This window comes from Pseudomonas mosselii (assembly GCF_019823065.1).
Lineage (GTDB): Bacteria > Pseudomonadota > Gammaproteobacteria > Pseudomonadales > Pseudomonadaceae > Aquipseudomonas > Aquipseudomonas mosselii.
This window is the reverse complement of the sequence record NZ_CP081966.1, coordinates 4,306,207-4,328,509: the sequence shown is the minus strand read 5'-3', so window position 1 is coordinate 4,328,509 and position 22,303 is coordinate 4,306,207. Positions and strand designations below refer to the sequence as shown.

The 22,303-nt window shown below is 65.1% G+C and carries 24 protein-coding genes; 5 read left to right on the top strand and 19 right to left on the bottom strand.

The genetic code is table 11. The features are described 5' to 3' along the window. The first annotated feature begins 80 nt into the window (after positions 1 to 80). The 3 genes from dnaX (at position 81) to recR (ending at position 3,239) form a co-directional block, all read left to right on the top strand. A complete protein-coding gene (dnaX, locus tag K5H97_RS20000; RefSeq protein WP_028692864.1) occupies positions 81 to 2,147 on the top strand; it encodes a DNA polymerase III subunit gamma/tau in 2,067 nt (688 codons plus the stop codon). A 63-nt stretch (positions 2,148 to 2,210) separates the two neighbouring features. After that, positions 2,211 to 2,546, top strand: a complete 336-nt coding sequence (locus tag K5H97_RS19995; RefSeq protein ID WP_028692865.1) for a YbaB/EbfC family nucleoid-associated protein — start codon at positions 2,211 to 2,213, stop codon at positions 2,544 to 2,546. Positions 2,547 to 2,636: 90 nt separating this feature from the next. After that, on the top strand, positions 2,637 to 3,239 hold the full coding sequence (recR, locus tag K5H97_RS19990; protein ID WP_028692866.1) for a recombination mediator RecR: 603 nt from the start codon (positions 2,637 to 2,639) through the stop codon (positions 3,237 to 3,239). A gap of 126 nt (positions 3,240 to 3,365) precedes the next feature. Here the strand turns inward: recR and K5H97_RS19985 are convergent, their stop codons facing one another. The 16 genes from K5H97_RS19985 to ccoN (K5H97_RS19910) all read right to left on the bottom strand — a co-directional run bounded on the left by K5H97_RS19985 (position 3,366) and on the right by ccoN (K5H97_RS19910) (position 18,946). Beyond that, complete coding sequence (locus K5H97_RS19985; RefSeq protein ID WP_028692867.1) at positions 3,366 to 3,914, bottom strand: adenine phosphoribosyltransferase; 549 nt, start codon at positions 3,912 to 3,914, stop codon at positions 3,366 to 3,368. Positions 3,915 to 3,966: 52 nt separating this feature from the next. Then, entirely contained in the window at positions 3,967 to 4,701 is a 735-nt protein-coding gene (gene fnrA, locus K5H97_RS19980; RefSeq protein WP_011533044.1) for a Crp/Fnr family transcriptional regulator FnrA, read from the bottom strand. Between the two features lie 187 nt (positions 4,702 to 4,888). Continuing rightward, on the bottom strand, positions 4,889 to 6,271 hold the full coding sequence (gene hemN, locus K5H97_RS19975; protein ID WP_028692868.1) for an oxygen-independent coproporphyrinogen III oxidase: 1,383 nt from the start codon (positions 6,269 to 6,271) through the stop codon (positions 4,889 to 4,891). A gap of 128 nt (positions 6,272 to 6,399) precedes the next feature. Continuing rightward, positions 6,400 to 7,083: a sulfite exporter TauE/SafE family protein gene (locus K5H97_RS19970; protein ID WP_028692869.1), complete on the bottom strand. Its 684-nt coding sequence runs from the start codon at positions 7,081 to 7,083 to the stop codon at positions 6,400 to 6,402. After that, on the bottom strand, positions 7,076 to 7,288 hold the full coding sequence (gene ccoS / locus K5H97_RS19965) for a cbb3-type cytochrome oxidase assembly protein CcoS (RefSeq protein WP_028692870.1): 213 nt from the start codon (positions 7,286 to 7,288) through the stop codon (positions 7,076 to 7,078). The genes K5H97_RS19970 and ccoS overlap by 8 nt, the downstream gene beginning before the upstream one ends. Further along, positions 7,270 to 9,741, bottom strand: coding sequence for a heavy metal translocating P-type ATPase (locus tag K5H97_RS19960; RefSeq protein WP_028692871.1), 2,472 nt, complete (start codon positions 9,739 to 9,741; stop codon positions 7,270 to 7,272). The genes ccoS and K5H97_RS19960 overlap by 19 nt, the downstream gene beginning before the upstream one ends. A 148-nt stretch (positions 9,742 to 9,889) precedes the next feature. Next, positions 9,890 to 10,420, bottom strand: a complete 531-nt coding sequence (locus K5H97_RS19955; RefSeq protein WP_028692872.1) for a FixH family protein — start codon at positions 10,418 to 10,420, stop codon at positions 9,890 to 9,892. A gap of 15 nt (positions 10,421 to 10,435) precedes the next feature. Further along, the gene (gene ccoG, locus K5H97_RS19950; RefSeq protein ID WP_028692873.1) at positions 10,436 to 11,851 is read right to left on the bottom strand and encodes a cytochrome c oxidase accessory protein CcoG; all 1,416 of its coding nucleotides are present in this window, start codon (positions 11,849 to 11,851) and stop codon (positions 10,436 to 10,438) included. A gap of 254 nt (positions 11,852 to 12,105) precedes the next feature. Beyond that, a complete protein-coding gene (ccoP, locus tag K5H97_RS19945) occupies positions 12,106 to 13,086 on the bottom strand; it encodes a cytochrome-c oxidase, cbb3-type subunit III (protein WP_028692874.1) in 981 nt (326 codons plus the stop codon). Then, entirely contained in the window at positions 13,083 to 13,274 is a 192-nt protein-coding gene (locus tag K5H97_RS19940; RefSeq protein WP_028692875.1) for a CcoQ/FixQ family Cbb3-type cytochrome c oxidase assembly chaperone, read from the bottom strand. Before K5H97_RS19940 ends, ccoP (K5H97_RS19945) begins: the two co-directional genes overlap by 4 nt. A gap of 5 nt (positions 13,275 to 13,279) precedes the next feature. Beyond that, positions 13,280 to 13,888 carry a cytochrome-c oxidase, cbb3-type subunit II gene (gene ccoO / locus K5H97_RS19935; protein ID WP_028692876.1) on the bottom strand — a complete coding sequence of 203 codons (609 nt, stop codon included), beginning with the start codon at positions 13,886 to 13,888 and terminating at the stop codon, positions 13,280 to 13,282. Then, positions 13,888 to 15,330: a cytochrome-c oxidase, cbb3-type subunit I gene (gene ccoN / locus K5H97_RS19930; RefSeq protein WP_028692877.1), complete on the bottom strand. Its 1,443-nt coding sequence runs from the start codon at positions 15,328 to 15,330 to the stop codon at positions 13,888 to 13,890. The genes ccoO (K5H97_RS19935) and ccoN (K5H97_RS19930) overlap by 1 nt, the downstream gene beginning before the upstream one ends. 431 nt (positions 15,331 to 15,761) lie before the next feature. After that, the gene (gene ccoP / locus K5H97_RS19925) at positions 15,762 to 16,703 is read right to left on the bottom strand and encodes a cytochrome-c oxidase, cbb3-type subunit III (RefSeq protein WP_028692878.1); all 942 of its coding nucleotides are present in this window, start codon (positions 16,701 to 16,703) and stop codon (positions 15,762 to 15,764) included. Further along, positions 16,700 to 16,894, bottom strand: a complete 195-nt coding sequence (locus K5H97_RS19920; RefSeq protein ID WP_028692879.1) for a cbb3-type cytochrome oxidase subunit 3 — start codon at positions 16,892 to 16,894, stop codon at positions 16,700 to 16,702. Before K5H97_RS19920 ends, ccoP (K5H97_RS19925) begins: the two co-directional genes overlap by 4 nt. A gap of 5 nt (positions 16,895 to 16,899) precedes the next feature. After that, positions 16,900 to 17,508, bottom strand: coding sequence for a cytochrome-c oxidase, cbb3-type subunit II (ccoO, locus tag K5H97_RS19915; RefSeq protein WP_028692880.1), 609 nt, complete (start codon positions 17,506 to 17,508; stop codon positions 16,900 to 16,902). A gap of 13 nt (positions 17,509 to 17,521) precedes the next feature. Continuing rightward, the gene (ccoN, locus tag K5H97_RS19910; RefSeq protein ID WP_028692881.1) at positions 17,522 to 18,946 is read right to left on the bottom strand and encodes a cytochrome-c oxidase, cbb3-type subunit I; all 1,425 of its coding nucleotides are present in this window, start codon (positions 18,944 to 18,946) and stop codon (positions 17,522 to 17,524) included. A 49-nt stretch (positions 18,947 to 18,995) separates the two neighbouring features. Between ccoN (K5H97_RS19910) and K5H97_RS19905 the strand changes: the two genes are divergently transcribed. Next, the gene (locus K5H97_RS19905) at positions 18,996 to 19,688 is read left to right on the top strand and encodes an alpha/beta family hydrolase (RefSeq protein WP_028692882.1); all 693 of its coding nucleotides are present in this window, start codon (positions 18,996 to 18,998) and stop codon (positions 19,686 to 19,688) included. Between the two features lie 61 nt (positions 19,689 to 19,749). Here the strand turns inward: K5H97_RS19905 and ppnP are convergent, their stop codons facing one another. Together ppnP and K5H97_RS19895 are read right to left on the bottom strand one after the other, a co-directional pair. Next, on the bottom strand, positions 19,750 to 20,034 hold the full coding sequence (ppnP, locus tag K5H97_RS19900; protein ID WP_028692883.1) for a pyrimidine/purine nucleoside phosphorylase: 285 nt from the start codon (positions 20,032 to 20,034) through the stop codon (positions 19,750 to 19,752). 73 nt (positions 20,035 to 20,107) lie between these two features. Then, the gene (locus K5H97_RS19895) at positions 20,108 to 20,659 is read right to left on the bottom strand and encodes an exonuclease domain-containing protein (RefSeq protein WP_028692884.1); all 552 of its coding nucleotides are present in this window, start codon (positions 20,657 to 20,659) and stop codon (positions 20,108 to 20,110) included. 188 nt (positions 20,660 to 20,847) lie between these two features. On the opposite strand from K5H97_RS19895, the gene K5H97_RS19890 reads away from it, so the two are divergent. Beyond that, positions 20,848 to 21,648: a substrate-binding periplasmic protein gene (locus K5H97_RS19890; protein ID WP_028692885.1), complete on the top strand. Its 801-nt coding sequence runs from the start codon at positions 20,848 to 20,850 to the stop codon at positions 21,646 to 21,648. Between the two features lie 125 nt (positions 21,649 to 21,773). Here the strand turns inward: K5H97_RS19890 and K5H97_RS19885 are convergent, their stop codons facing one another. Further along, on the bottom strand, positions 21,774 to 22,301 hold the full coding sequence (locus K5H97_RS19885; RefSeq protein WP_028692886.1) for an RNA polymerase factor sigma-70: 528 nt from the start codon (positions 22,299 to 22,301) through the stop codon (positions 21,774 to 21,776). Between the last annotated feature and the right edge of the window lie 2 nt (positions 22,302 to 22,303).

Genomic DNA, 22,303 nt, shown 5'->3' with positions numbered 1-22,303 from the left:
AGATCGGCAGGGTGCAATTTCGGCCCCGCTCCGCTAGCATTAGCGCTCTTTCCGCCCGCTCCGGTCACGATGGTTTTTTGATGAGTTATCAGGTTCTTGCACGTAAATGGCGTCCGCGCTCGTTCCGCGAAATGGTCGGCCAGACCCATGTGCTCAAGGCTTTGATCAACGCCCTGGACAACCAGCGCCTGCACCACGCCTACCTGTTCACCGGTACCCGGGGCGTGGGCAAGACCACCATCGCGCGGATCATCGCCAAGTGCCTGAACTGTGAGACCGGCATCACCTCCACGCCGTGCGGCACCTGTTCGGTGTGCAGGGAGATCGACGAAGGCCGTTTCGTTGACCTGATCGAGATCGACGCCGCCAGTCGCACCAAGGTCGAGGACACCCGCGAACTGCTCGACAACGTGCAGTACGCGCCGAGCCGCGGGCGCTTCAAGGTCTACCTGATCGACGAAGTGCACATGCTCTCCACCCACTCGTTCAACGCCTTGTTGAAGACGCTGGAAGAGCCGCCGCCCTACGTCAAGTTCATCCTCGCCACCACCGACCCGCAGAAGCTGCCGGCGACCATCCTGTCGCGCTGCCTGCAGTTCTCGCTGAAGAACATGAGCCCGGAACGGGTGGTCGAGCACCTGACCCATGTGCTGGGCGCCGAGAACGTGCCGTTCGAGGAAGATGCCCTGTGGCTGCTCGGCCGCGCTGCCGATGGCTCGATGCGCGATGCCATGAGCCTGACCGACCAGGCCATCGCCTTTGGCGAGGGCAAGGTGCTGGCTGCCGACGTGCGGGCGATGCTCGGCACGCTCGATCATGGCCAGGTGTACGGGGTGCTGCAGGCGTTGCTTGAAGGTGATGCCCGGGCATTGCTGGAGGCGGTGCGCGACCTGGCCGAACAAGGGCCGGACTGGAACGGCGTGCTGTCGGAAATGCTCAATGTGTTGCACCGGGTGGCCATCGCCCAGGCCCTGCCCGAGGCGGTTGACAACGGCCAGGGCGACCGTGAGCGCGTGCTGGCGCTGGCCCAGGCCCTGCCGGCCGAGGATGTGCAATTCTATTACCAGATGGGCCTGATCGGCCGTCGCGACCTGCCGCTGGCGCCGGACCCGCGTGGCGGCTTCGAGATGGTCCTGCTGCGCATGCTGGCGTTCCGCCCAGCCGACACCGACGATGCGCCGAAGCCGCTACTAAAGCCGTTGGGGATCAGCCAGGCCACAGCTGATCCGGCCCAACCGGTGGCAGCGGCGGCTGTGGCCGTGGCGCCGCCCGCTGTCGCCAGCCCTGTCGCTGAAGCGGTCGCGCCGGTGCCCATGGCTGAGCCACCCGAGCAGCCCGAGCCGCCAGTCGTCGAAGTGCCGGTCGTTGCCGAGGTTGTCGAGGCGCCGCAATCGGAACCAGAGCCCGAGCCACAGCCGCAGCCCGTCGAGGAGGTCATCGACCTGCCGTGGGAGGAGCCCGTTGCCGCGCCGGCGCCGGTTGCACCCGAGCAGCCGCCCGAGCCTGCACCTGCGGTCGAAGCCGCCAACCCGCAGCCGGACTACGACGAGCCGCCGTTCGATCCGTCGGCCTACAGCCCGGCGGGCATGGAGCGTGACGACGAGCCGCCGGGAGACGAGGACTACTACACGCCCGACAGCGACCCGGCCGGCTTCAGCTACCTGGACGAGCTGGCCGAGCACGTGCAGGAAGAGGCGCCCGTCCAGGCGCCGGAGCCGCTGCCGGCGGCCATGCCGGCGACCGGGCTGGCCCTGCAATGGCTGGAATTATTCCCACAGTTGCCTGTCTCCGGTATGACAGGCAACATCGCCGCAAACTGTACGCTGATCGCCGCTGATGGTGATGACTGGCTGCTGCACCTGGACCCGGGGCAGGGCGCGCTGTTCAACTCGACCCAGCAGCGCCGACTGAATGAGGCGCTCAACCAACAGTTGGGCCGCGAGATCCGCCTGAAGATCGAGCTGATTCGCCCCGAGCAGGAAACGCCGGCCCAGGCGGCCTCGCGCAAGCGCGCCGAGCGCCAGCATGACGCCGTCGTATCGATCGAGCAGGATCCGCTCATCCAGCAGATGATCCGGCAGTTCGGCGCGACGGTCAGGCAGGATACTATTGAGCCTGTAGATGCCCTGGCCAGCCAGGGCCAATAACGGATAACCATGCGGCCCGCCTGTGCGGGGCCGCATCACATGACCCAATCGAGGTATACCCCCATGATGAAAGGTGGCATGGCCGGCCTGATGAAGCAGGCCCAGCAGATGCAGGAAAAGATGCAGAAGATGCAGGAAGAGCTGGCCAACGCGGAAGTCACCGGCCAGTCCGGCGGTGGCCTGGTCAGCGTGGTGATGACCGGTCGCCACGACGTCAAGCGCGTCAGCATCGACCAGAGCCTGATGTCGACCGACGAGGACGACAAGGAAGTGCTCGAGGACCTGATCGCCGCCGCGCTGAACGACGCCGTGCGCAAGATCGAGCAGAACAGCCAGGACAAGATGGGCAGCATGACCGCCGGCATGCAACTGCCGCCTGGTTTCAAGATGCCGTTCTGATCGGCTGATCGCTTCACACCGGGGAGCAACGACCTGTGGGACGTTGCTCCCTTGTTCATTGTGTTTCCTGAAATTGGACGGCCCGCCGAGATGAGCTTCAGCCCCCTGATCCGCCAACTGATCGATGCCCTGCGCATCCTGCCCGGCGTCGGCCAGAAAACCGCCCAGCGCATGGCCTTGCAGCTGCTCGAGCGCGACCGCAGCGGTGGCACGCGCCTGGCCCAGGCCCTGAGCCAGGCCATGGAAGGCGTCGGCCACTGCCGCCAGTGCCGGACCCTGACCGAGCAGGAGCTGTGCCCGCAGTGCGCCGATCCGCGCCGCGACGACAGCCAGCTGTGCGTGGTGGAAGGGCCGATGGACGTGTACGCGGTGGAGCAGACCGGTTATCGCGGCCGCTACTTCGTGCTCAAGGGACACCTGTCGCCGCTCGATGGCCTGGGGCCGGAGGCGATCGGCATTCCGCAGTTGATGGCGCGGATCGAAGAGCAGGGCACCTTCAGCGAGGTGATCCTGGCCACCAACCCCACGGTGGAAGGGGAGGCGACTGCCCACTACATCGCCCAGTTGCTGGCCGAGAAAGGCCTGGCCGCCACGCGCATCGCCCATGGCGTGCCGTTGGGTGGGGAGCTGGAGCTGGTGGATGGCGGGACGCTGGCCCATGCTTTCGCGGGGCGCAGGCCGATTTCGCTGTAAGTCCATGTAAAGCATCGCGGGGCAAGTCGCATCGGCGCACCGCCGCTCCCACGCCGATCCGTGTCGATCTCGTGGGAGCGGCGGTGCGCCGATGCGACTTGCCCCGCGATCGTTCTGGACGCGAACTCAGTATTCGCTCAGGGAAAACTCGGTCAGGCAGAAGGTCGGCACCCCGGCCGCCTGCAGGCGGCGTGAACCTTCCAGTTCCGGCAGGTCGATGATCGCCGCCGCCTCGAACACCTGGGCACCGGTGCGGCGCACGAGGTTGGCTGCGGCCAGCAGGGTGCCGCCGGTGGCGATCAGGTCATCGAAGATCAATACCGAGTCGCCTTCACAGAGGCTGTCGGCGTGCACTTCCAGGAAGGCCTCGCCGTATTCGGTCTGGTAACCCTCGCTCAACACGTCGGCCGGCAGCTTGCCCTGCTTGCGGAACAGGATCAGCGGCTTGTTCAACTGATGGGCGATGATCGAGCCGATCAGGAAACCCCGCGCGTCCATGGCACCGATATGGCTGAACTCGGCCTCGACATAGCGCTCGATGAACTGGTCAGCGACATAGCGCAGTCCGCGCGGCGACTGGAACAGCGGGGTAATGTCGCGGAAGATCACGCCCGGCTTGGGGAAGTCCACTACCGGGCGGATCAGGGCTTTGAGGTCGAAGGTGTCGCTGTGCATGGGTGGGTATCCTGGAAAAACTCGGCGCCAGTATACCCTGTTCACGCGGCGATCAGGCTTCGAGCGCACCACCGGCCAGCGCACACAGCTGGATCGGGTCGAGGATGTGCACTTCCTTGCCCTCGGCCTTGAGCAGGCCGTTCTGCTGGAAGCGTGTGAACACCCGCGACACGGTTTCCACCGCCAGGCCCAGGTAGTTGCCAATCTCGTTGCGCGACATGCTCAGGCGGAACTGGTTGGCCGAGTAGCCGCGGGCGCGGAAGCGCGCCGACAGGTTGACCAGGAAGGTGGCGATGCGCTCGTCGGCGGTCTTCTTCGACAGCAGCAGCATCATCTGCTGGTCGTCGCGGATCTCGCGGCTCATCACCCGCATCAGCTGGCGGCGCAGCTGCGGCAGTTGCACCGACAGTTCGTCGAGGCGCTCGAAGGGGATCTCGCACACCGAGGTGGTTTCCTGGGCCTGGGCCGACACCGGATAGGCCTCGGTGTCCATACCCGACAGGCCGACCAGCTCGCTGGGCAGGTGGAAGCCGGTGATCTGTTCTTCGCCGGCATCGCTGAGGCTGAAGGTTTTCAGGGCGCCAGAGCGAACCGCATAGACCGAGCCGAAATTGTCACCCTGGCGGAACAGGAACTCGCCTTTCTTCAACGGGCGACCGCGTTTGACGATTTCATCCAGTGCATCCATGTCTTCCAGGTTCAGGGACAGGGGCAGGCACAGGGGGGCCAGGCTGCAATCCTTGCAGTGGGCCTGGTTGTGTGGGCGCAGTTTTACTGGCTCGGACATTTCTTTCGATCCTTGTGGGAAAGCACACATAAGCCGTAAGGATAACCTGCGGCATGGGCTGTAGGCCAGTGTGCGCATTTTTGGTGCACGCTAGCGGCGGCAGGGAAGGGGTGTTCCGCTACCGTTCAACTGTCCATAGTGTGCCTCGAAAGGCGGTCTGTCCATGTGGTGAAACGCCTCAATCGCCTCAGATCACCCGGGAGAAACGCTGGCGATTCTGCTGCGCGAGGTAGGCGTCGAACACCATGCATACCGAGCGCGCCAGCAGGCGGCCGGCTGGCAGGATGCGGATGCCCTTGGCGTCCAGGTTGATCAGGCCGTCGCGCTGCATGGCCTGCAGCTGCGGCCACAGCTCTTTGAAATAGCCGCGAAAATCGATGGTGAAGGCCTGCTCGATCGCCTCGAAATCCAGTTCGAAGTGGCAGATCAGTTGCTGGATCACCGCCCGGCGCAGGCGGTCGTCCTGGTTGCACAAAAGGCCGCGCTGGGTCGCCAGCTGGGCGGTGGAAAGGGTGTCCTGGTAGGTGTTGAGGTCGCTGCTGTTCTGGCAGTACAGGTCGCCGATCTGGCTGATTGCCGACACGCCCAGGCCGATCAGGTCGCAGTGGCCGTGGGTGGTGTAGCCCTGGAAGTTGCGCTGCAGGGTGCCTTCCTCCTGGGCGATGGCCAGTTCGTCGTCGGGCAGGGCGAAGTGGTCCATGCCGATGTAGCGGTAGCCGGCGGCAGTCAGTTGGTCGATGGTGGCGTGGAGCATTTCCAGCTTGGCCGCCGGCGCCGGCAGGTCGGCGCTGTCGATGCGCCGCTGGGGCATGAAGCGCTCGGGCAGGTGTGCGTAGTTGAATACCGACAGACGGTCGGGCTGCAGACGGATCACTTCCTCGACGGTGCGGGCGAAGCCTTCCGGGGTCTGCTTGGGCAGGCCGTAGATCAGGTCGAGGTTGATCGAGCGGAACTGCAGGGTGCGCGCCGCCTCGATCAGGGTGCGGGTCTGCTCCAGGCTCTGCAGGCGGTTGACCGCGCGTTGCACGGCCGGATCGAGGTCCTGCACGCCGAGGCTGACGCGGTTGAAGCCCAGCTCGCGCAGCAGGCCCATGGTCGACCAGTCGGCCTCGCGCGGGTCGATCTCGATGCCGTAGTCGCCGGAGTCGTCGTCCAGCAGGTGGAAGTGCTGGCGCAGGGTGGCCATCAGCTGGCGCAGTTCCACATGGCTGAGGAAAGTCGGCGTGCCGCCGCCGAAGTGCAGCTGCTCGACCACCTGTTTCGGGTCGAGGTGGCAGGCGACCAGTTGGATCTCCTGCTCCAGGCGCTGCAGGTAGGGCGCGGCGCGGCCACGGTCCTTGGTGATGACTTTGTTGCAGGCGCAGTAGTAGCAGATGTTGGCGCAGAACGGCACGTGCACGTAGAGCGACAGCGGGCGCGTGGCGCGGCGGCTTTCGCGCAGGGCGTGAAGCAGGTCGAACGAGCCCACTTCGCCGTGCAGTTGCACGGCGGTCGGATAGGAGGTGTAGCGTGGCCCGGCCAGATCGTAGCGACGAATCAGGTCGGCGTCCCAGCGTAGGTCGTCGAGCATGTGGGTGGTCCCCGGATAGAGCTGCAGTGTCCGGAGTCTAGGGGCGGATGTAAGAAGTCGTGTTGATTTGTATCAAGGTGAGTTGGCGACCGTTGCGGGGCTGGCGTGGGGGCGGGCTTGCCCCGCGATCAGTGTCCCATCAACCAGTGCTGGTGCGGCCCAGGCAACGTCCACAAACCAAACAGGATAACCAGCACGCCCCCGGCCACGCGCACGCCGCGCTTGCGCAACAGGGCGCCGACGCGCTCCGCCGCGAGCCCCGTGGCCAGCAGCACCGGCCAGGTGCCGATGCCGAACGCCAGCATCAGCGCCGCGCTGTGCAGCGCATCGCCCTGGCTCGCCGCCCACAACAGGGTGCTGTATACCAGCCCGCACGGCAGCCAGCCCCACAGGGCGCCCAGCAGCAGGGCGCGAGGCAGGCTGGACACCGGCAGCAGTCGGGTGGCCACGGGTTGCACATGGCGCCACAGGCCGCGGCCGAGCGCCTCGATACGGGTCAGGCCGCTCCACCAGCCGGCCAGGTACAGACCCATGCAGATCAACAGCAGCGCCGCGATGACGCGCAAGCCGATGGCCAGCGGGCTGCTGGCCAGCGCCACGCCGGCCAGGCCCAGCAGCAGGCCGGCGGCGGCATAGCTGAGGATGCGCCCGAGGTTGTAGGCCAGCAGCAGGCGCAGGCGCCGGCCGCGTTGCTCGGGTGGGATGGCCAGGGTGAGGGCGCCCATCAGGCCGCCGCACATGCCCAGGCAGTGGCCGCCGCCGAGCAGGCCCAGGACCAGCGCCGAGCCCAGGAGCGGAATCAGTTCAGGCACGTGGCGAGGGGTCCCGGTCGTCGGGCTGTTCGTCCCCGGGCTTCACGGCGGCCTGATGGCGCGGATCCTGGTCATCGAACAGGATGCTGTGGGCCGGGCCTTCGAGGTCGTCGTACTGGCCGCTGTCCACCGCCCAGAAGAAGATGTACACGGCAACGCCGACCAGCAGCAGGGCGGCGGGAATCATCACGTAGAGGGCGGGCATAGCGGTTTCCTTTCGAGCGACGCCGGCTCGCGCGCGGCCGGCGCCGCATCGGCGGGCAGCCGGGTCAGGCGCAGGGCGTTGAGCACCACGATCAGCGAGCTGACCGACATGCCGATTGCCGCCCACACCGGGGTGATCCAGCCGAGCGCGGCGAACGGCAGCATGAGGCCATTGTACAGCGTCGCCCAGAGCAGGTTCTCGACAATATTGCGGCGGGTCCGGCGGGCCAGGTCGAAGGCCTGTACCAGCGCTTGCAGGCGGTTGGACAGCAATACCGCGTCGGCGCTGGTCTTGGCAAGGTCGGTGGCGCTGCCCATGGCGATGCTGATGTCGGCGGCGGCCAGCACTGGCACGTCGTTGACGCCGTCGCCGAGCATCAGCACCTTGCGGCCCTCGCCTTGCAGGGCCTTGAGGCGAGCGAGCTTGTCGTCCGGGCGCAGGCCGCCGATCGCCTGGTCGATGCCCAGCTGCGCGGCCACCTCGGCGACCATCGGTGAACTGTCGCCGGACAGCAGCAGTGTTTGCCAGCCACGGGCTTTACAGGCGGTCACCAGGTCCTGGGCGTCGTCGCGCAGGCGGTCGTCCAGCGCGAACCAGGCCAACGGCCCTTGCCGATCGCCCAGCAGCAGCCATTGCCCGCGCGGCTCCGGCACGGCGGGGACCTCGGCGCCGCTGAGGGCGCAGACGAAGGCGGCCTGGCCGATGCGCAGGCGCTGGCCGGCCAACTCGCCTTCCAGACCCAACCCTGGCATGGCATTGACGCTTTCGGCGGCCTGGGCGGCGCGGCCGAAGGCGCGGGCGATGGGATGCTCGGAGCGGTTTTCCAGGGCGGCGGCCAGCGCCAGGCACTGGTCGCTATCCAGTTGGCCCAGCGGTCGCACGCTGCGCAGGGCCAGGCGGCCCTCGGTGAGGGTGCCGGTCTTGTCGAAGATCACCGTGTCGATCTGGTTCAGCCCCTCCAGCACATGCCCGCGGGTGATCAGCAGGCCGAGCTTGTGCAGGCTGCCGGTGGCCGCGGTGAGGGCGGTCGGCGTGGCCAGTGACAGGGCGCAGGGGCAGGTGGCGACCAGCATGGCCAGGACGATCCAGAACGCCCGTGGCGCATCCAGTTGCCACCAGACCACGCCGATTACGGCGGCGGCCACCAGGGTGAACAGCAGGAACCACTGCGAGGCGCGGTCGGCGATTTCCGCCAGGCGCGGTTTTTCCGACTGGGCGCGCTCCAGCAGGCGGACGATGGCCGAGAGGCGCGAGTCCTGGCCCAGGGCCTGGACTTCGACGGTGAGGGTGCTCTCGACGTTGAGGGTGCCGCCGGTCACCCGGTCGCCAACGCGGCGCGCCAGGGGCAGGTACTCGCCGGTTAGCAGCGATTCGTCGACGCTGGAGCGGCCGTCGACGATCAACCCGTCGGCCGGGATCACCGCGCCGGGCAGCACCTGCACCCGGTCGCCGCACTGCAGTTCGCCGAGCAGGATGCGCTCGCCCTGGCCGTTGGCGTCCAGGCGCAGGCACGAGGCCGGCAACAGGTTGACCAGTTGCGCGGTGGCTGCCGCGGTGCGCTCGCGGGCGCGGCGTTCGAGATAGCGGCCTGTGAGCAGGAACAAGGCGAACATGCCGACGGTGTCGAAGTACAGCTCGCCACTGCCGGTGATCGCGGTCCAGATCCCGGCGCAGTAGGCCAGGGCGATGGCCAGCGACACCGAGACGTCCATGGTCAGGTGGCGGGTGCGCAGGTCGCGGGCCGCGCCTTTGAAGAACGGCGCGCAGCTGTAGAACACGATGGGGGTGGTGAGGAACAGCGCGACCCAGCGCAGGATAGTGTGCAGCTCGGGCGACAGGTCGATATTGAATTCCGGCCAGGTGGCCATGGTCGCCATCATCGCCTGGAACCACAGCAGCCCGGCCACGCCCAGGCGGCGCAGGGCGCCGCGGTTCTCCCGGGCCAGCCGTTCGGCGGCCTGGTCGGGCTGGTAGGGGTGGGCGGCATAGCCGATCTGGCGCAGCTCGGCCAGCAGCCTGGACAGCGGCAGTTGCTGGTCGTCCCAGCTGACCAGCAGGCGGTGGTTGGACAGGTTGAGGCGGGCGTCGTCGACGCCGGGCAGGTTGCGCAGGTGCTTCTCGATCAGCCAGCCGCAGGCGGCGCAGCTGATGCCCTCGACCATCAGTATGGTTTCGGCCAGCTCGCCGGCATGGCGCACGAAGGATTGCTGCACGTCGCTGCGGTCATACAGCGCCAGTTCATCCTGGAGCTGGCGGGGCAGGGCCTCGGGGTTGGCGCTGGTGTCGCTGCGGTGCTGGTAGTAGTGCTCCAGGCCACCGGCGACGATGGACTCGGCCACTGCCTGGCAGCCGGGGCAGCAGAATTGCCGCGGCTCGCCGAGGACCACGGCGGTGAAGCGGCTGCCGGCGGGGACGGGCAGGGCGCAGTGGTAGCAGGGGGTGGGGTGGGTCATCTTGGTGCTGTCTTGTACTTTGGGGTTGTTGGGGCTGCTTTGCAGCCCTTTCGCGACACAAGGCCGCTCCTACAGGGGATCGCGTGTCCCTGTAGGAGCGGCCTTGTGCCGCGAAAGGGGCGCAAGGCGCCCCCTGCGGTGCGGCGATTCATTGCTGGTGCTCGGCCCCTTGCAGCGCTTCATCCCCCAGCTGCAAGGTCACCCCATGCTCGACCTTCTCCTCCTCGAACAACCGCCACACATGCTCATCCTGGCTGCCCAGCAGCTCGACGAAGCGCCGCCCCTGGACCTTGTCGTCGAGCTGGCCGACATAGCGGCCTTGCTCGGCGCGGATCAGCGGCACCTTGCGGTCCTTGTCCGGCTGGGTCGGCGAGATCAGGTTCAGTTCCAGCGTCTGCGGGTCGCTGTTGCCGGTCAGGCGCACCTCCACCTCGCCGGTCAGCTCGTCCAGGTGCACGCTGGCCTTGAGGTTGAGGGTCTGTGCCAGCAGCTCGCGGTCCAGAGAGCGGTTGATGCCCTTGCCGGCCTCGTAGTAGTTGTCGTTGACCAGGTTGTCCGGGTTGCGCACGGCAATGCTGACCATGGTCAGGCTCAGGCACACCGAGGTGGCCAGGATGCCGATGATGATCCAGGGCCAGAGGTGCTTGTACCAGGGGCTGGCGGCGGTGGCTGCAGGCATTGTCGATGTTCTCTCTCAGCGGATCTGTGGGCCGATGAAACGGCTCTTGGCTTCAACCTGGTTGGCGCTGTCGTCGGCGTCCTTGAGGATGAAGGTGATTTCGTTGGTGGTCGAGGGCAGTTGTTCAGGGGCGACCGACAACTGCACCGGCAGGTTGACGATGTCGCCGGCGGTGACGCGTATCTCGCGCTGGCCTTCGAGCTTGAGGTCGGGCAGGCCAGCGGCGTCGAGCACGTAGACGTGGTCGTGCTGGTCCTTGTTCATCACCTTCAGGCTGTAGACGTTCTCGATCCGCCCCTGGGCGTTCTCGCGGTACAGCACGCGGTCCTTGGCCACGTCGAAACCGATCAGCGAACGGGTGGCGAAAGCGGTGACCAAGGCGCCGATCATCACCAGCAGCACCAGGGCGTAGCCGATCAGGCGCGGGCGCAGCATGTGGGTCTTCTGCCCGGACAGGTTGTGCTCGGTGGTATAGCTGATCAGGCCCTTGGGATAGTTCATCTTGTCCATGATGCTGTCGCAGGCGTCGATGCAGGCGGCGCAGCCGATGCACTCGATCTGCAAGCCATCACGGATATCGATGCCGGTGGGGCAGACCTGCACACACATGGTGCAGTCGATGCAGTCGCCCAGGCCCTTGGCCTTGTAGTCGATGTCCTTCTTGCGCGGGCCGCGAGTCTCGCCGCGGCGCGGGTCGTAGGAGACGATCAGGGTGTCCTTGTCGAACATCACGCTCTGGAAGCGCGCGTACGGGCACATGTAGATGCACACCTGCTCGCGCAGCCAGCCGGCGTTGCCGTAGGTGGCCAGCGTGAAGAAACCGACCCAGAAGTAGGCCCAGCCATCGGCCTGGCCGGTAAAGAACTCGATGGCCAGCTCGCGGATCGGTGAGAAGTAGCCGACGAAGGTCATGCCGGTGACGAAGCCTATCAGCAGCCACAGGCTGTGCTTGGCCAGCTTGCGCAGGAACTTGTTGGTGCTCATGGGCGCCTTGTCCAGCTTCATGCGTTGGTTGCGATCACCCTCGGTGACTTTTTCGCACCACATGAACACCCAGGTCCAGACGCTTTGCGGGCAGGTGTAGCCGCACCAGACCCGCCCTGCATACACGGTGATGAAGAACAGGCCGAAGGCGGCGACGATCAGGATCCCCGAGAGCAGGATGAAGTCCTGGGGCCAGATGGTGGCGCCGAAGATGTAGAACTTGCGTTCGGGCAGGTTCCACCAGACGGCCTGGTGGCCGCCCCAGTTCAGCCAGACGGTGCCGAAGTACAGCAAAAACAGCGCCGCGCCACCGACCATCCGCAGCCTGCGGAAGATGCCGGTGAAGGCGCGGGTGTAGATTTTTTCGCGCGAGGCGTAGAGGTCGACGGAATCCTTCCCTTTGCTGGCAGGCGGGGTGACGTCATGTACCGGAATTTGCTTGCTCATCATCAAGTCCCACGGCAGTGGAGAAATGCCGCGGCCAGTGCGTGCCGGCCGCAGTCTCGCGCGTTCTGCTAGCGCTCTGCGGCCCATGATACGCCTGAGATGGCGCGTGCGGTGCGCGCTGCGACCTTTAGTCGCGTTGGGTTCGTGGTGTGAATCGTGTTATGGCGGGTGTCAATTGATTCAGGTCAGTTTCGGCTCGTTTTATGCTCGAATGAACGTGGGAGCGGCGCACCGCCGCTCCCACGTTTGACCCATCACTCGGCTTTTGGCTCTTGTTGCTCCTGGTGCGACAGGCTGTAGACGTAGGCCGCCAGCAGGTGGACCTTGTCGTTGCCCTGCATCTGCGCTTGGGCCGGCATCTGCCCCTGACGGCCATAGCGGATGGTCTGCTGCAGTTGGGCGAAGCTCGAGCCGTAGATGAACGCCTGCGGATGAGTCAGGTTCGGCGCGCCCATGGCCGGGGTGCCCTTGCCCTCGGGGCCGTGGCAGGCCACGCAGTTGGTGGCGAAGATCTGCTGGCCTTTGGCCGGGTCGGCCTTGGCGTCCTCGGGCAGCTTGCGCCCGTCCAGGTTGGTCAGCACGAAGGCCGCCACGTCCGCCACGCCCTGTTCGCCGATCACCGAGGCCCAGCCTGGCATCACGCCGTGGCGACCGTTCATGATGGTGGTCTTGATGGTCTCCGGCTCACCGCCCCAACGCCAGTCGTTGTCGGTCAGGTTGGGGAAGCCGTAGGCGCCCCGGGCGTCGGAACCGTGGCATACCGAGCAGTTGGAGGCGAACAGGCGAGCGCCCATCTTCAGGGCCTGCGGGTCCTTGGCCACCTCCTCCAGCGGCATGGCGGCGAACTTGGCGAAGATCGGCCCGAAGCGGGCGTCGGCCTTGGCCATTTCCTTTTCCCATTCGTGCACGCCGGTCCAGCCGGCCTGGCCGTTGGAGAACTCGGTCTTCTTCTCGTTGTCGACGTAGGCGTAGCCCGGCAGGATGCCTTTCCAGTTGCCCAGGCCCGGGTACAGCACCAGGTAGCCGAGGGCGAAGACGACGGTGCCGACGAACAGCCAGAACCACCATTTCGGCAGCGGGTTGTCGTACTCCTCGATGCCGTCGAAGGCGTGGCCGACGACTTCGTCGGTGATCTCTTCGCGCTGGCCCTTGCGGGTCGACAGCAGCAGCCAGGTCAAGGCGAAGATGGTGCCCAGGGTCAGGACGGTGACGTACAGACTCCAGAAGGTTGTCATTGTTGTTTGCTCCTAGAAGCTTTTGCTTGCTCGACGTGGCGGGTGGCTTCTGGATCGTCCGCGAACGGCAATTGCGTCGCTTCGTCGAATTCCTGCTTGCGCCGCGGGCTGAATACCCACAGCGCCAGGCCCACGAAGGCCACCAGCACCACGACGGTGCCCAGGCCGCGAATCATCCCGATATCCATCAGTGTCACCGTTTGCTTTTGATGAGGGTGCCAAGGCCTTGCAGGTACGCGACGATGGCGTCCATCTCGGTCTTGCCCTTGACCGCGTCACGGGCGCCGGCGATGTCTTCGTCGGTGTACGGCGTGCCCAGGGTGCGCAGCACTTCCATCTTCTTGGCGGTGTCCTTGCCGTCGAGCTTGTTTTCCACCAGCCACGGGTACGACGGCATCTTCGATTCCGGTACCACGTTGCGCGGGTTGTACAGGTGGGCGCGGTGCCAGTCGTCCGAGTAGCGGCCGCCGACGCGGGCCAGGTCGGGCCCGGTACGCTTGGAACCCCACAGGAACGGGTGGTCCCACACGCTCTCGCCGGCCACCGAGTAGTGGCCGTAGCGTTCGGTCTCGGCGCGGAACGGCCGGATCATTTGCGAGTGGCAACCCACGCAGCCTTCGCGGATGTAGATGTCGCGGCCCTCGACCTCGAGCGCGGTACGTGGCTTCATGCCCTCGACCGGCTTGTTGGTGACGTCCTGGAAGAACAGCGGGACGATCTGGGTGAGGCCACCGACGCTGACGGCGATGACCATGAAGAAGGCCATCAGGCCGATATTCTTCTCGACTGCTTCATGCTTCATCAGTGGGCTCCCACGACGACGATCTTGGCGGCTTCCTCAGCCTGAACCGGGTTGGCGGCGCGCACGGTACGCAGCACGTTGTAGGCCATCAGCAGCATGCCGGAGGCGAAGAACGCACCGCCCAGGGCGCGGACAATGTAACCCGCGTGGCTGGCCTGCAGGGCTTCGACGAAGGAGTAGGTGAGGGTGCCGTCGTCGTTGATGGCGCGCCACATCAGGCCTTGGGTAATGCCGTTGACCCACATCGAGGCGATGTACAGCACGGTGCCGATGGTGGCCAGCCAGAAGTGCGCGTTGATCAGGCCGACGCTGTGCATCTGATCGCGGCCGTAGAGTTTCGGGATCATGTGGTAGACCGCGCCGATCGAGATCATCGCCACCCAGCCGAGGGCGCCGGCGTGGACGTGGCCGATGGTCCAGTCGGTGTAGTGCGACAGTGAGTTGACCGTCTTGATGGCCATCATCGGGCCTTCGAAGGTGGACATGCCGTAGAACGCCAGCGACACCACCAAGAAGCGCAGGATCGGGTCGGTGCGCAGCTTATGCCAGGCCCCCGAGAGGGTCATCATGCCGTTGATCATGCCGCCCCAGCTCGGCGCCAGGAGGATGATCGACATCACCATGCCCAGTGACTGCGCCCAGTCCGGCAGCGCGGTGTAGTGCAGGTGGTGGGGGCCGGCCCAGATGTACAGGGTGATCAGCGCCCAGAAGTGCACGATCGACAGGCGATAGGAGTAGATCGGGCGTTCGGCCTGTTTCGGGACGAAGTAGTACATCATCCCCAGGAAGCCGGTGGTCAGGAAGAAGCCCACGGCATTGTGCCCGTACCACCACTGGATCATCGCGTCGGTGGCGCCAGCGTAGGCCGAGTAGGACTTGAACAGGCTCACCGGCAGCGAGATGTGGTTGACGATGTGCAGCATCGCGGTGACCACGATGAACGCGCCGTAGAACCAGTTGCCGACGTAGATGTGCTTGGTCTTGCGCTTGACGATGGTGCCGAAGAACACCAGGGCGTAGGTGACCCAGACGATGGCCAGCAGGATCGCCAGCGGCCACTCGAGCTCGGCGTATTCCTTGGTGGTGGTGAAGCCCATCGGCAGGGTGATCAGCGCGCCGACGATCACCGCCTGCCAACCCCAGAAGGTGAAGGCGGCCATGCTGTCGGAGATCAGCCGGGTCTGGCAGGTACGCTGCACCACGTAGTAGCTGGTGCCGAACAGGGCGCAGCCACCGAAGGCGAAGATCACCAGGTTGGTGTGCAGTGGGCGCAGGCGGCCGAAGCTCGTCCATGGCAGGTCCAGGTTGAGCTGGGGCCATACCAGTTGCGAGGCGATGAAGACGCCAAGCCCCATGCCAAGGATCCCCCAGACCACCGTCATGATGGCGAACTGGCGGACGACCTTATAGTTATAAGCAGTCGGACTGATTGCAGTGCTCATTCTAAGGTTCCACGGTTTGGGTGTTCTTGTTGGTTGGTAAATCGGCGCCAGTATCGATAACCACCAGGGTTATGGCAACGCAAGGAAACCTGCGCCGACCCGTGTCCAGGCCCTTCTCACCGCCGTCCCGCGGTTTTTGGGCTGGATGATTGTACACAAATAAATATTTGTAATGTGTACCGTTTTCCATGTTTTTCTGATCGTTCGGTCAAGCTTTTTGATCGGGACGGGCACGCAAGGCGTCATCCCAAAGCCGCAGGCTCGTGAGCGTGGAGTCGATGCGTGATGTCAGGCTGTGCACCACGTCTGTTCCGGTCGCTGCGAGCGGAGCCACTGTGGCAACAAGCTTAGTTGCGTTCGGAGGGGGTGCAAGGCGGGGAGGGGCGAGGGAGGGAGTCGTGGGAGCGGCGCACTACCGCTCCCACGGGGTTTTACTTGGCGGTTACCGTTTCTGCTGCTTGCTCTTGCGACAGGCTATACACATAGGCCGCCAGCAGGTGGACCTTGTCGTTGCCCTGGATGTCGTGCTGCGCCGGCATCTGGCCCTGACGGCCGTAACGGATGGTCTGCTGCAGCTGGGCGAAGCTCGAGCCGTAGATGAACGCCTGCGGATGGGTCAGGTTCGGCGCGCCCATGGCCGGGGTGCCCTTGCCTTCAGGCCCGTGGCAGGCCACGCAGTTTGTGGCGAAGATTTCCTGGCCCTTGGCCGGGTCGGCCTTGACGCCTTCCGGCAGGCTGCGGCCATCGAGGTTGGTCAGCACGAAGGCTGCCACATCGGCCACGCCCTGCTCGCCGATCACCGTGGACCAGCCCGGCATGACGCCGTGGCGGCCGTTCATGATCGAGGCCTTGATGGTCTCCGGCTCGCCACCCCAGCGCCAGTCGTTGTCGGTCAGGTTGGGGAAGCCGTAGGAGCCCTTGGCGTCGGAGCCGTGGCACACCGAGCAGTTGGAGGCGAACAGCCGGCTGCCCATCTTCAACGCCTGTGGATCCTTGGCCACTTCCTCAACCGGCATGGCGGCATACTTGGCGAAGATCGGGCCGAACTTGGCGTCGGCCTTGTCCATCTCTTTCTGCCACTCGTCCACCTGGGTCCAGCCATTCTCGTAGCCAGGCAGGATGCCTTTCCAATTGCCCAGGCCCGGGTAGAGGATCAGGTAGCCGACCGAGAACACCAGGGTGCCGACGAACAGCCAGAACCACCACTTGGGCAGCGGGTTGTCGTACTCCTCGATGCCGTCGAAGCTGTGGCCCATGGTCTGGTCGGTGGTGTCGCTGCTCTGGCCTTTTCGGGTGGCGAGCAGCAGCCAGGTCAGGCCGATCAGGCTGCCGATGGTCAGTACGCTGATGTACGTACTCCAGAAGGTGGTCATTGCTGGGTACTCCTCAATACGGCAGGTTCCTGCCCGGCGGGGGGCAGGCGGTCGTCGACGAAGGGCAGCAGGCGCGCTTCGGCGAAATCACGGTCGCGGCGACGGTTGAACACCCAGAGCGACAGGCCGATGAAGGCGATCATCACCACCAGGGTGCCCAGGCCGCGGATCATGCCGATGTCCATTTCCATCGCACTCACCTCTTGTTCTTGATCGCGGTGCCGAGCACCTGCAGGTAGGCGACCAGTGCGTCCATCTCGGTCTTGCCCTTGACCGCGTCCTTCGCGCCGGCGATGTCGTCGTCGCTGTAGGGCACGCCGAGGCCGCGCAGGACGCGCATCTTGACGTCGGTGTGGCTGTTGTCGACCTGCGCGGCCACCAGCCATGGGTATGACGGCATCTTCGATTCCGGTACCACGTTGCGCGGGTTGTACAGGTGCGCGCGGTGCCAGTCGTCCGAGTAGCGGCCGCCGACGCGGGCCAGGTCCGGACCGGTACGCTTGGAGCCCCACAGGAACGGATGGTCCCATACGCTCTCGCCGGCCACCGAGTAGTGGCCGTAGCGCTCGGTCTCGGCGCGGAATGGCCGGACCATCTGCGAGTGGCAGCCCACGCAGCCTTCGCGGATGTAGATGTCGCGGCCTTCGAGTTGCAGGGCGGTGTAGGGCTTCATGCCCTCGACCGGCTTGTTGGTGACGTCCTGGAAGAACAGCGGGACGATCTGGGTCAGGCCGCCGATGCTGACGGCGAATACCATCAGCAGGGCCATCAGGCCTATGTTTTTCTCAACGACTTCATGGTTCATCAGGCTCTACTCCTCAAGCCAGCTGGGCGTTGGCGGGGGCTTGCTCGGCGGCCGGGGCACGCACGGTGCGCCAGGTGTTCCAGGCCATCAGGAACATGCCGCTGAGGAAGATCGCGCCGCCGACGAAGCGCACGACGAAGCCTGGGTGGCTGGCCACCAGGGTTTCGACGAACGAGTAGGTCAGCGTGCCGTCGCTGTTGACCGCGCGCCACATCAGGCCCTGGGCGATGCCGTTGACCCACATCGAGGCGATGTAGAGCACGGTGCCGATGGTGGCCAGCCAGAAGTGCGCGTTGATCAGCCCAAGGCTGTACATGCGCTCTTTGCCGAACACTTTCGGGATGGTGTGGTACAGCGCGCCGATGGAGATCATCGCCACCCAGCCGAGGGCGCCGGCGTGGACGTGGCCGATGGTCCAGTCGGTGTAGTGGGACAGGGCGTTGACCGTCTTGATGGCCATCATCGGGCCTTCGAAGGTGGACATGCCGTAGAACGCCAGCGAGACGACCAGGAAGCGCAGGATCGGGTCGCTGCGCAGCTTATGCCAGGCGCCCGAGAGGGTCATCATGCCGTTGATCATGCCGCCCCAGCTTGGCGCCAGCAGGATCAGCGACATGATCATGCCCAGCGACTGCGCCCAGTCCGGCAGCGCGGTGTAGTGCAGGTGGTGCGGGCCTGCCCAGATGTACAGGGTGATCAGGGCCCAGAAGTGGACGATCGACAGGCGATACGAATACACCGGGCGCTCGGCCTGCTTGGGCACGTAGTAGTACATCATCCCCAGGAAGCCGGCGGTCAGGAAGAAGCCCACGGCGTTGTGGCCGTACCACCACTGCACCATGGCATCGGTGGCGCCGGCGTACAGCGAGTAGGACTTGGTCAGGCTGACCGGTACTTCCAGGTTGTTGACGATGTGCAGGATCGCCACGGTGAGGATGAAGGCGCCGAAGAACCAGTTGCCCACGTAGATGTGCTTGGTGTTGCGCTTCATCAGCGTGCCGAAGAACACCACGGCATAGGCCACCCAGACGATGGTGATCAGGATGTCGATCGGCCATTCCAGTTCGGCGTATTCCTTGGTGCTGGTGTAGCCCAGCGGCAGGCTGATCGCCGCCAGCAGGATCACCAGTTGCCAGCCCCAGAAGGTGAACGCGGCCAGGCGTGGCGCGAACAGGGTGGTCTGGCAGGTGCGTTGCACCGAATAATAGGAGGTGGCGAACAGGGCACAGCCGCCGAAGGCGAAGATCACCGCGTTGGTGTGCAAGGGTCGCAGGCGGCCGAAGCTGGTCCACGGCAGGTCGAGGTTGAAGGCGGGCCAGGCGAGCTGGGCGGCGATGAAGACGCCGAGCCCCATCCCGACGATGCCCCACACCACCGTCATGATGGCGAATTGGCGGACCACCTGATAGTTGTAGGCGGTACTGCTGGTTGTGTTCATGTATGGGTTCCCATCCACGGTTATAGGCAGGCTAGACAGCGAGGCAAGCATGATTAATGGGCAAAGTGCCGGTATTGACGGGGATCAATGGGCGAAGATCGGAAATGTCCCAGGCTTGCGCTGCGATCCTCCGAAAATTCCGCAGGATCGTGGCATTTCCAGCTGCCTGATCCTGGCCCACGGCGCCGGTGCGCCAATGGACAGCGGGTTCATGGAGGACATGGCGCAAAGGCTGGCGGGGCAAGGGGTAGGGGTGGTGCGCTTCGAGTTCCCATACATGGCCGAGCGGCGTCTGAGCGGCGGCAAGCGGCCGCCCAATCCGCAGAAGGTGTTGCTTGAATGCTGGCGGACTGTCTACGACCAGCTGCGACCATTGGTCGCAGGGCGGTTGGCTGTCGGTGGCAAGTCCATGGGCGGACGCATGGCCAGTCTCGTGGCGGACGAACTGGGCGCCGATGCGCTGGTGTGCCTGGGATATCCGTTCTATGCCGTGGGCAAGCCTGAAAAGCCACGCGTGGAGCACTTGGCCGGGCTGCATACGCGAACGTTGATCGTGCAGGGCGAGCGGGATGCCCTGGGCAATCGTGAGGCGGTGGCGGGGTATGCGCTATCGCCGGCGATCGAGGTGAGCTGGCTGGTGGCGGCCGATCATGACCTCAAGCCGTTGAAGGCGTCAGGGTTCAGTCATGAGCAGCACATGCAGGCGGCGGCGCAGCGCGTGGCGGCTTTCCTGCGGGTGTAGCCATCGCGAGGCAAGCCCGCTCTTCGTGGGAGCGGGCTTGCCCCGCGATGAGGGCCTCAGCTCAGTCGCGGTACTCGCACAGGTAAGCGGTATCCACGGCCACCTTCAGTTGGAACTTGCTGTCGGCGGCCACGTTGAACTTGTCGCCCGCGTTGAAGGTTTCCCAGTTGTCGCTACCTGGCAGCTTCACGCTCAGGGCGCCGGAGACTACGTGCATGATCTCGCGCTTGGCGGTGCCGAACTCGTATTCGCCCGGGGCCATCACACCCACGGTGGCCGGACCTTCCTTGCTTTCGAAGGCGATCGACTTGACGGTGCCATCGAAGTACTCATTGACCTTGAACATCGGGCGACTCCTGAAAAAGGACTGAAAAAAGGGCTGGCCAGTATGCCCAAGGCCCGCCCCTGCGTCATCTGTTTCAGGTGCTGCTTGGCGGCAGGCTCAGGGGCAGCAGGCGTGCGGTGTTGCGGGCGTCTTCCAGGGCCCGGTGCTGTTGCCCGGCAAACTGCAGGCCGGCCAGTTGCAGGGCGCTGTTCAGGCCTGCCGGACGCTGCAGGTGGCGGGCCTTGGCGAAGCGTTGCTTGAGGTTGATGTGCGGCAGTTGCTCCAGCAGGCTGCGCACATGGTGCGTCTGCCATTCCAGCAGCAGTTGCTTGCGGTCGTAGTCGCCCCAGCTTACCCAGGCCTGCAATTGTGCCTGGTGATGACCCAGCCAGCGTTCGAACGCGGCCCAGACTTCCGGGAAGGGCGCGGCGGCATCGACCTCGGCCTGGCCGATATGGGTCAGCTCGCGACAGAAGGAGGTCAGCTGCGGCCGCCGCCGGGGCCGCACGAAGCGCTGGAAGTGGTCGACCTCGCGCCCGTCGCGGGTGACCAGGCTTGCGCCGATTTCAATGATTTCCATCTCCGTGACCGGCCAGCCGCCGTCGTCGGTAGTGGCTTCCAGGTCGATCACCAACCAGTGGCCCATGCCAGGCTCCCTATCAATGCAGAAAAACCTGCGCACTTGCCGGGGCGCGTGCGCGGGCCAGTAGAGCGTAGCCAAACTCGAGGTTCACGACATCCCCTGGCACTTTGGCATATTCGGCGGTTGTGCCCGTGCGGGAAAACGCCTAGCTTAGGCGCATTCAGGCCCTTACCCGTGATGAGTGTCCCGACTTGATTCCACTGCCCAGTGCCAAGCTGTCGTCCTTCCTGTTGCTGTTCGCGACGGTTTTGCTGAATGCCGCGGCACAGGCCGAGGTGGTGCGGGAAGTGAAGATCGGGGCCGCGCATTTCCCGCCCTACACCGTGCGTCCGGAGCAGGGCGCCGACACCGGTCTGCTGCCGCAGCTGGTGGAGTCGCTGAACCGCTTGCAGTCCTTGTACCGTTTCGTCCTGGTGCCCACCTCGATTCCCCGGCGCTTCGGCGATTTCCAGCAGGGCCGCACCGACATGGCGATCTTCGAGAATCCGCAGTGGGGCTGGCAGGAGATCGAGCACAAGGCGGTGGACATGGGGCTGGAGGATGCCGAGATCTTCGTCAGCCGCCAGCAGTCAGGGCGTGACCAGCATTACTTCGACGATCTTGAGGGCAAGCGCCTGGCGCTGTTCAATGGCTATCACTATGCCTTTGCCGATTTCAACGCGGACCCGGCCTGGTTGAAGAAGCGCTACCGTGCCACGCTGACTTACTCCCACGACAGCAACCTCAACATGGTCGAGCGTGGGCGTGCTGACATCGCCCTGGTCACCCGCTCGTACCTCAGTGACTTCCTCAAGCGCAACCCGGACAGCGCCGGGCAGTTGCTGGCGTCGCAACGGGTCGATCAGGTCTACCATCACTACGCCTTGCTGCGTCCAGGGGCTTCCATCAGCCCCGAAGCCTTTGCCGGCTTGTTGCGTCAGTTGCGGGAAAATGGCGAGCTGCTGCGCATCTTCCAGCCCTACAAGATCACCGTCGAAGCCCCGCACGACTAAATTTCGACGAAGCCGCCGCGTATTCAGTAATGAGTGTGCAGGATTGTGCAGGGTCCGAGGCAAACGTGCCTGTAGCGGCCCTTTCGCGACGCGAGGAACTGGAGATTTGCCCTGCGATGGCGGTTTCAGCCCAGGCGGCTGCTCTTGCGGCAATGGATCAGCGCATCGCGGATCATGAAGTTGACCAGCGTCGGCGACACGCCCAGCTCCTTGGCGATGTCCTTCTGCGGCACGCCATGCAGGCGGTACATCTCGAAGGCGTAGCGGGTGCGTTTGGGTAGCTCGTCGAGGGCGTCGGCGATGTGTTCCAGGGTGGCGAGATTGATGTGGGTGGCCTCGGGCGAGGCATTCTGGATGACCACATTCATCCCTTCCTCTTCGCTGCCGGTGTATTTCAGCTCCATGGCCTGCTTGCGGTAGTGATCGATGGCCAGGTTGCGCACGATCTGGAACAGGTAGCTGAGCTGGGCCTTGAAGGACGAGGTGATCTGCGGGGCGGCGCTGAGCCTGAAAAAGGCGTCCTGCACCACATCCTCGGCGCGGGAGCGGCAACCGGTGATGCGCGCGGCGATCTTCACCAGGATGCTGCGGTTGTCGACGAATGCCTGGAGTAATGGTGAATCGCACTTACTTGTGGATAGTTGTTCCGCCATGG

Bases quoted from the DNA above. Each gene is read 5' to 3' on its own strand.
- K5H97_RS19955 (WP_028692872.1), bottom strand. From the start codon at position 10,420: ATGCCTGCAGCCACCGCCGCCAGCCCCTGGTACAAGCACCTCTGGCCC.
- K5H97_RS19940 (WP_028692875.1), bottom strand. From the start codon at position 13,274: ATGGATATCGGGATGATTCGCGGCCTGGGCACCGTCGTGGTGCTGGTG.
- hemN (WP_028692868.1), bottom strand. From the start codon at position 6,271: ATGCTCGACGACCTACGCTGGGACGCCGACCTGATTCGTCGCTACGAT.
- K5H97_RS19960 (WP_028692871.1), bottom strand. From the start codon at position 9,741: ATGACCCACCCCACCCCCTGCTACCACTGCGCCCTGCCCGTCCCCGCC.
- ccoP (WP_028692874.1), bottom strand. From the start codon at position 13,086: ATGACAACCTTCTGGAGTCTGTACGTCACCGTCCTGACCCTGGGCACC.
- ccoS (WP_028692870.1), bottom strand. From the start codon at position 7,288: ATGCCCGCCCTCTACGTGATGATTCCCGCCGCCCTGCTGCTGGTCGGC.
- K5H97_RS19885 (WP_028692886.1), bottom strand. From the start codon at position 22,301: ATGGCGGAACAACTATCCACAAGTAAGTGCGATTCACCATTACTCCAG.
- ccoP (WP_028692878.1), bottom strand. From the start codon at position 16,703: ATGACCACCTTCTGGAGTACGTACATCAGCGTACTGACCATCGGCAGC.
- ccoO (WP_028692876.1), bottom strand. From the start codon at position 13,888: ATGAAGCATGAAGCAGTCGAGAAGAATATCGGCCTGATGGCCTTCTTC.
- ccoO (WP_028692880.1), bottom strand. From the start codon at position 17,508: ATGAACCATGAAGTCGTTGAGAAAAACATAGGCCTGATGGCCCTGCTG.
- ppnP (WP_028692883.1), bottom strand. From the start codon at position 20,034: ATGTTCAAGGTCAATGAGTACTTCGATGGCACCGTCAAGTCGATCGCC.
- K5H97_RS19920 (WP_028692879.1), bottom strand. From the start codon at position 16,894: ATGGAAATGGACATCGGCATGATCCGCGGCCTGGGCACCCTGGTGGTG.
- dnaX (WP_028692864.1), top strand. From the start codon at position 81: ATGAGTTATCAGGTTCTTGCACGTAAATGGCGTCCGCGCTCGTTCCGC.
- K5H97_RS19895 (WP_028692884.1), bottom strand. From the start codon at position 20,659: ATGGGCCACTGGTTGGTGATCGACCTGGAAGCCACTACCGACGACGGC.
- K5H97_RS19905 (WP_028692882.1), top strand. From the start codon at position 18,996: ATGATTAATGGGCAAAGTGCCGGTATTGACGGGGATCAATGGGCGAAG.
- K5H97_RS19995 (WP_028692865.1), top strand. From the start codon at position 2,211: ATGATGAAAGGTGGCATGGCCGGCCTGATGAAGCAGGCCCAGCAGATG.
- ccoN (WP_028692881.1), bottom strand. From the start codon at position 18,946: ATGAACACAACCAGCAGTACCGCCTACAACTATCAGGTGGTCCGCCAA.
- recR (WP_028692866.1), top strand. From the start codon at position 2,637: ATGAGCTTCAGCCCCCTGATCCGCCAACTGATCGATGCCCTGCGCATC.
- ccoN (WP_028692877.1), bottom strand. From the start codon at position 15,330: ATGAGCACTGCAATCAGTCCGACTGCTTATAACTATAAGGTCGTCCGC.
- K5H97_RS19985 (WP_028692867.1), bottom strand. From the start codon at position 3,914: ATGCACAGCGACACCTTCGACCTCAAAGCCCTGATCCGCCCGGTAGTG.
- fnrA (WP_011533044.1), bottom strand. From the start codon at position 4,701: ATGTCCGAGCCAGTAAAACTGCGCCCACACAACCAGGCCCACTGCAAG.
- ccoG (WP_028692873.1), bottom strand. From the start codon at position 11,851: ATGAGCAAGCAAATTCCGGTACATGACGTCACCCCGCCTGCCAGCAAA.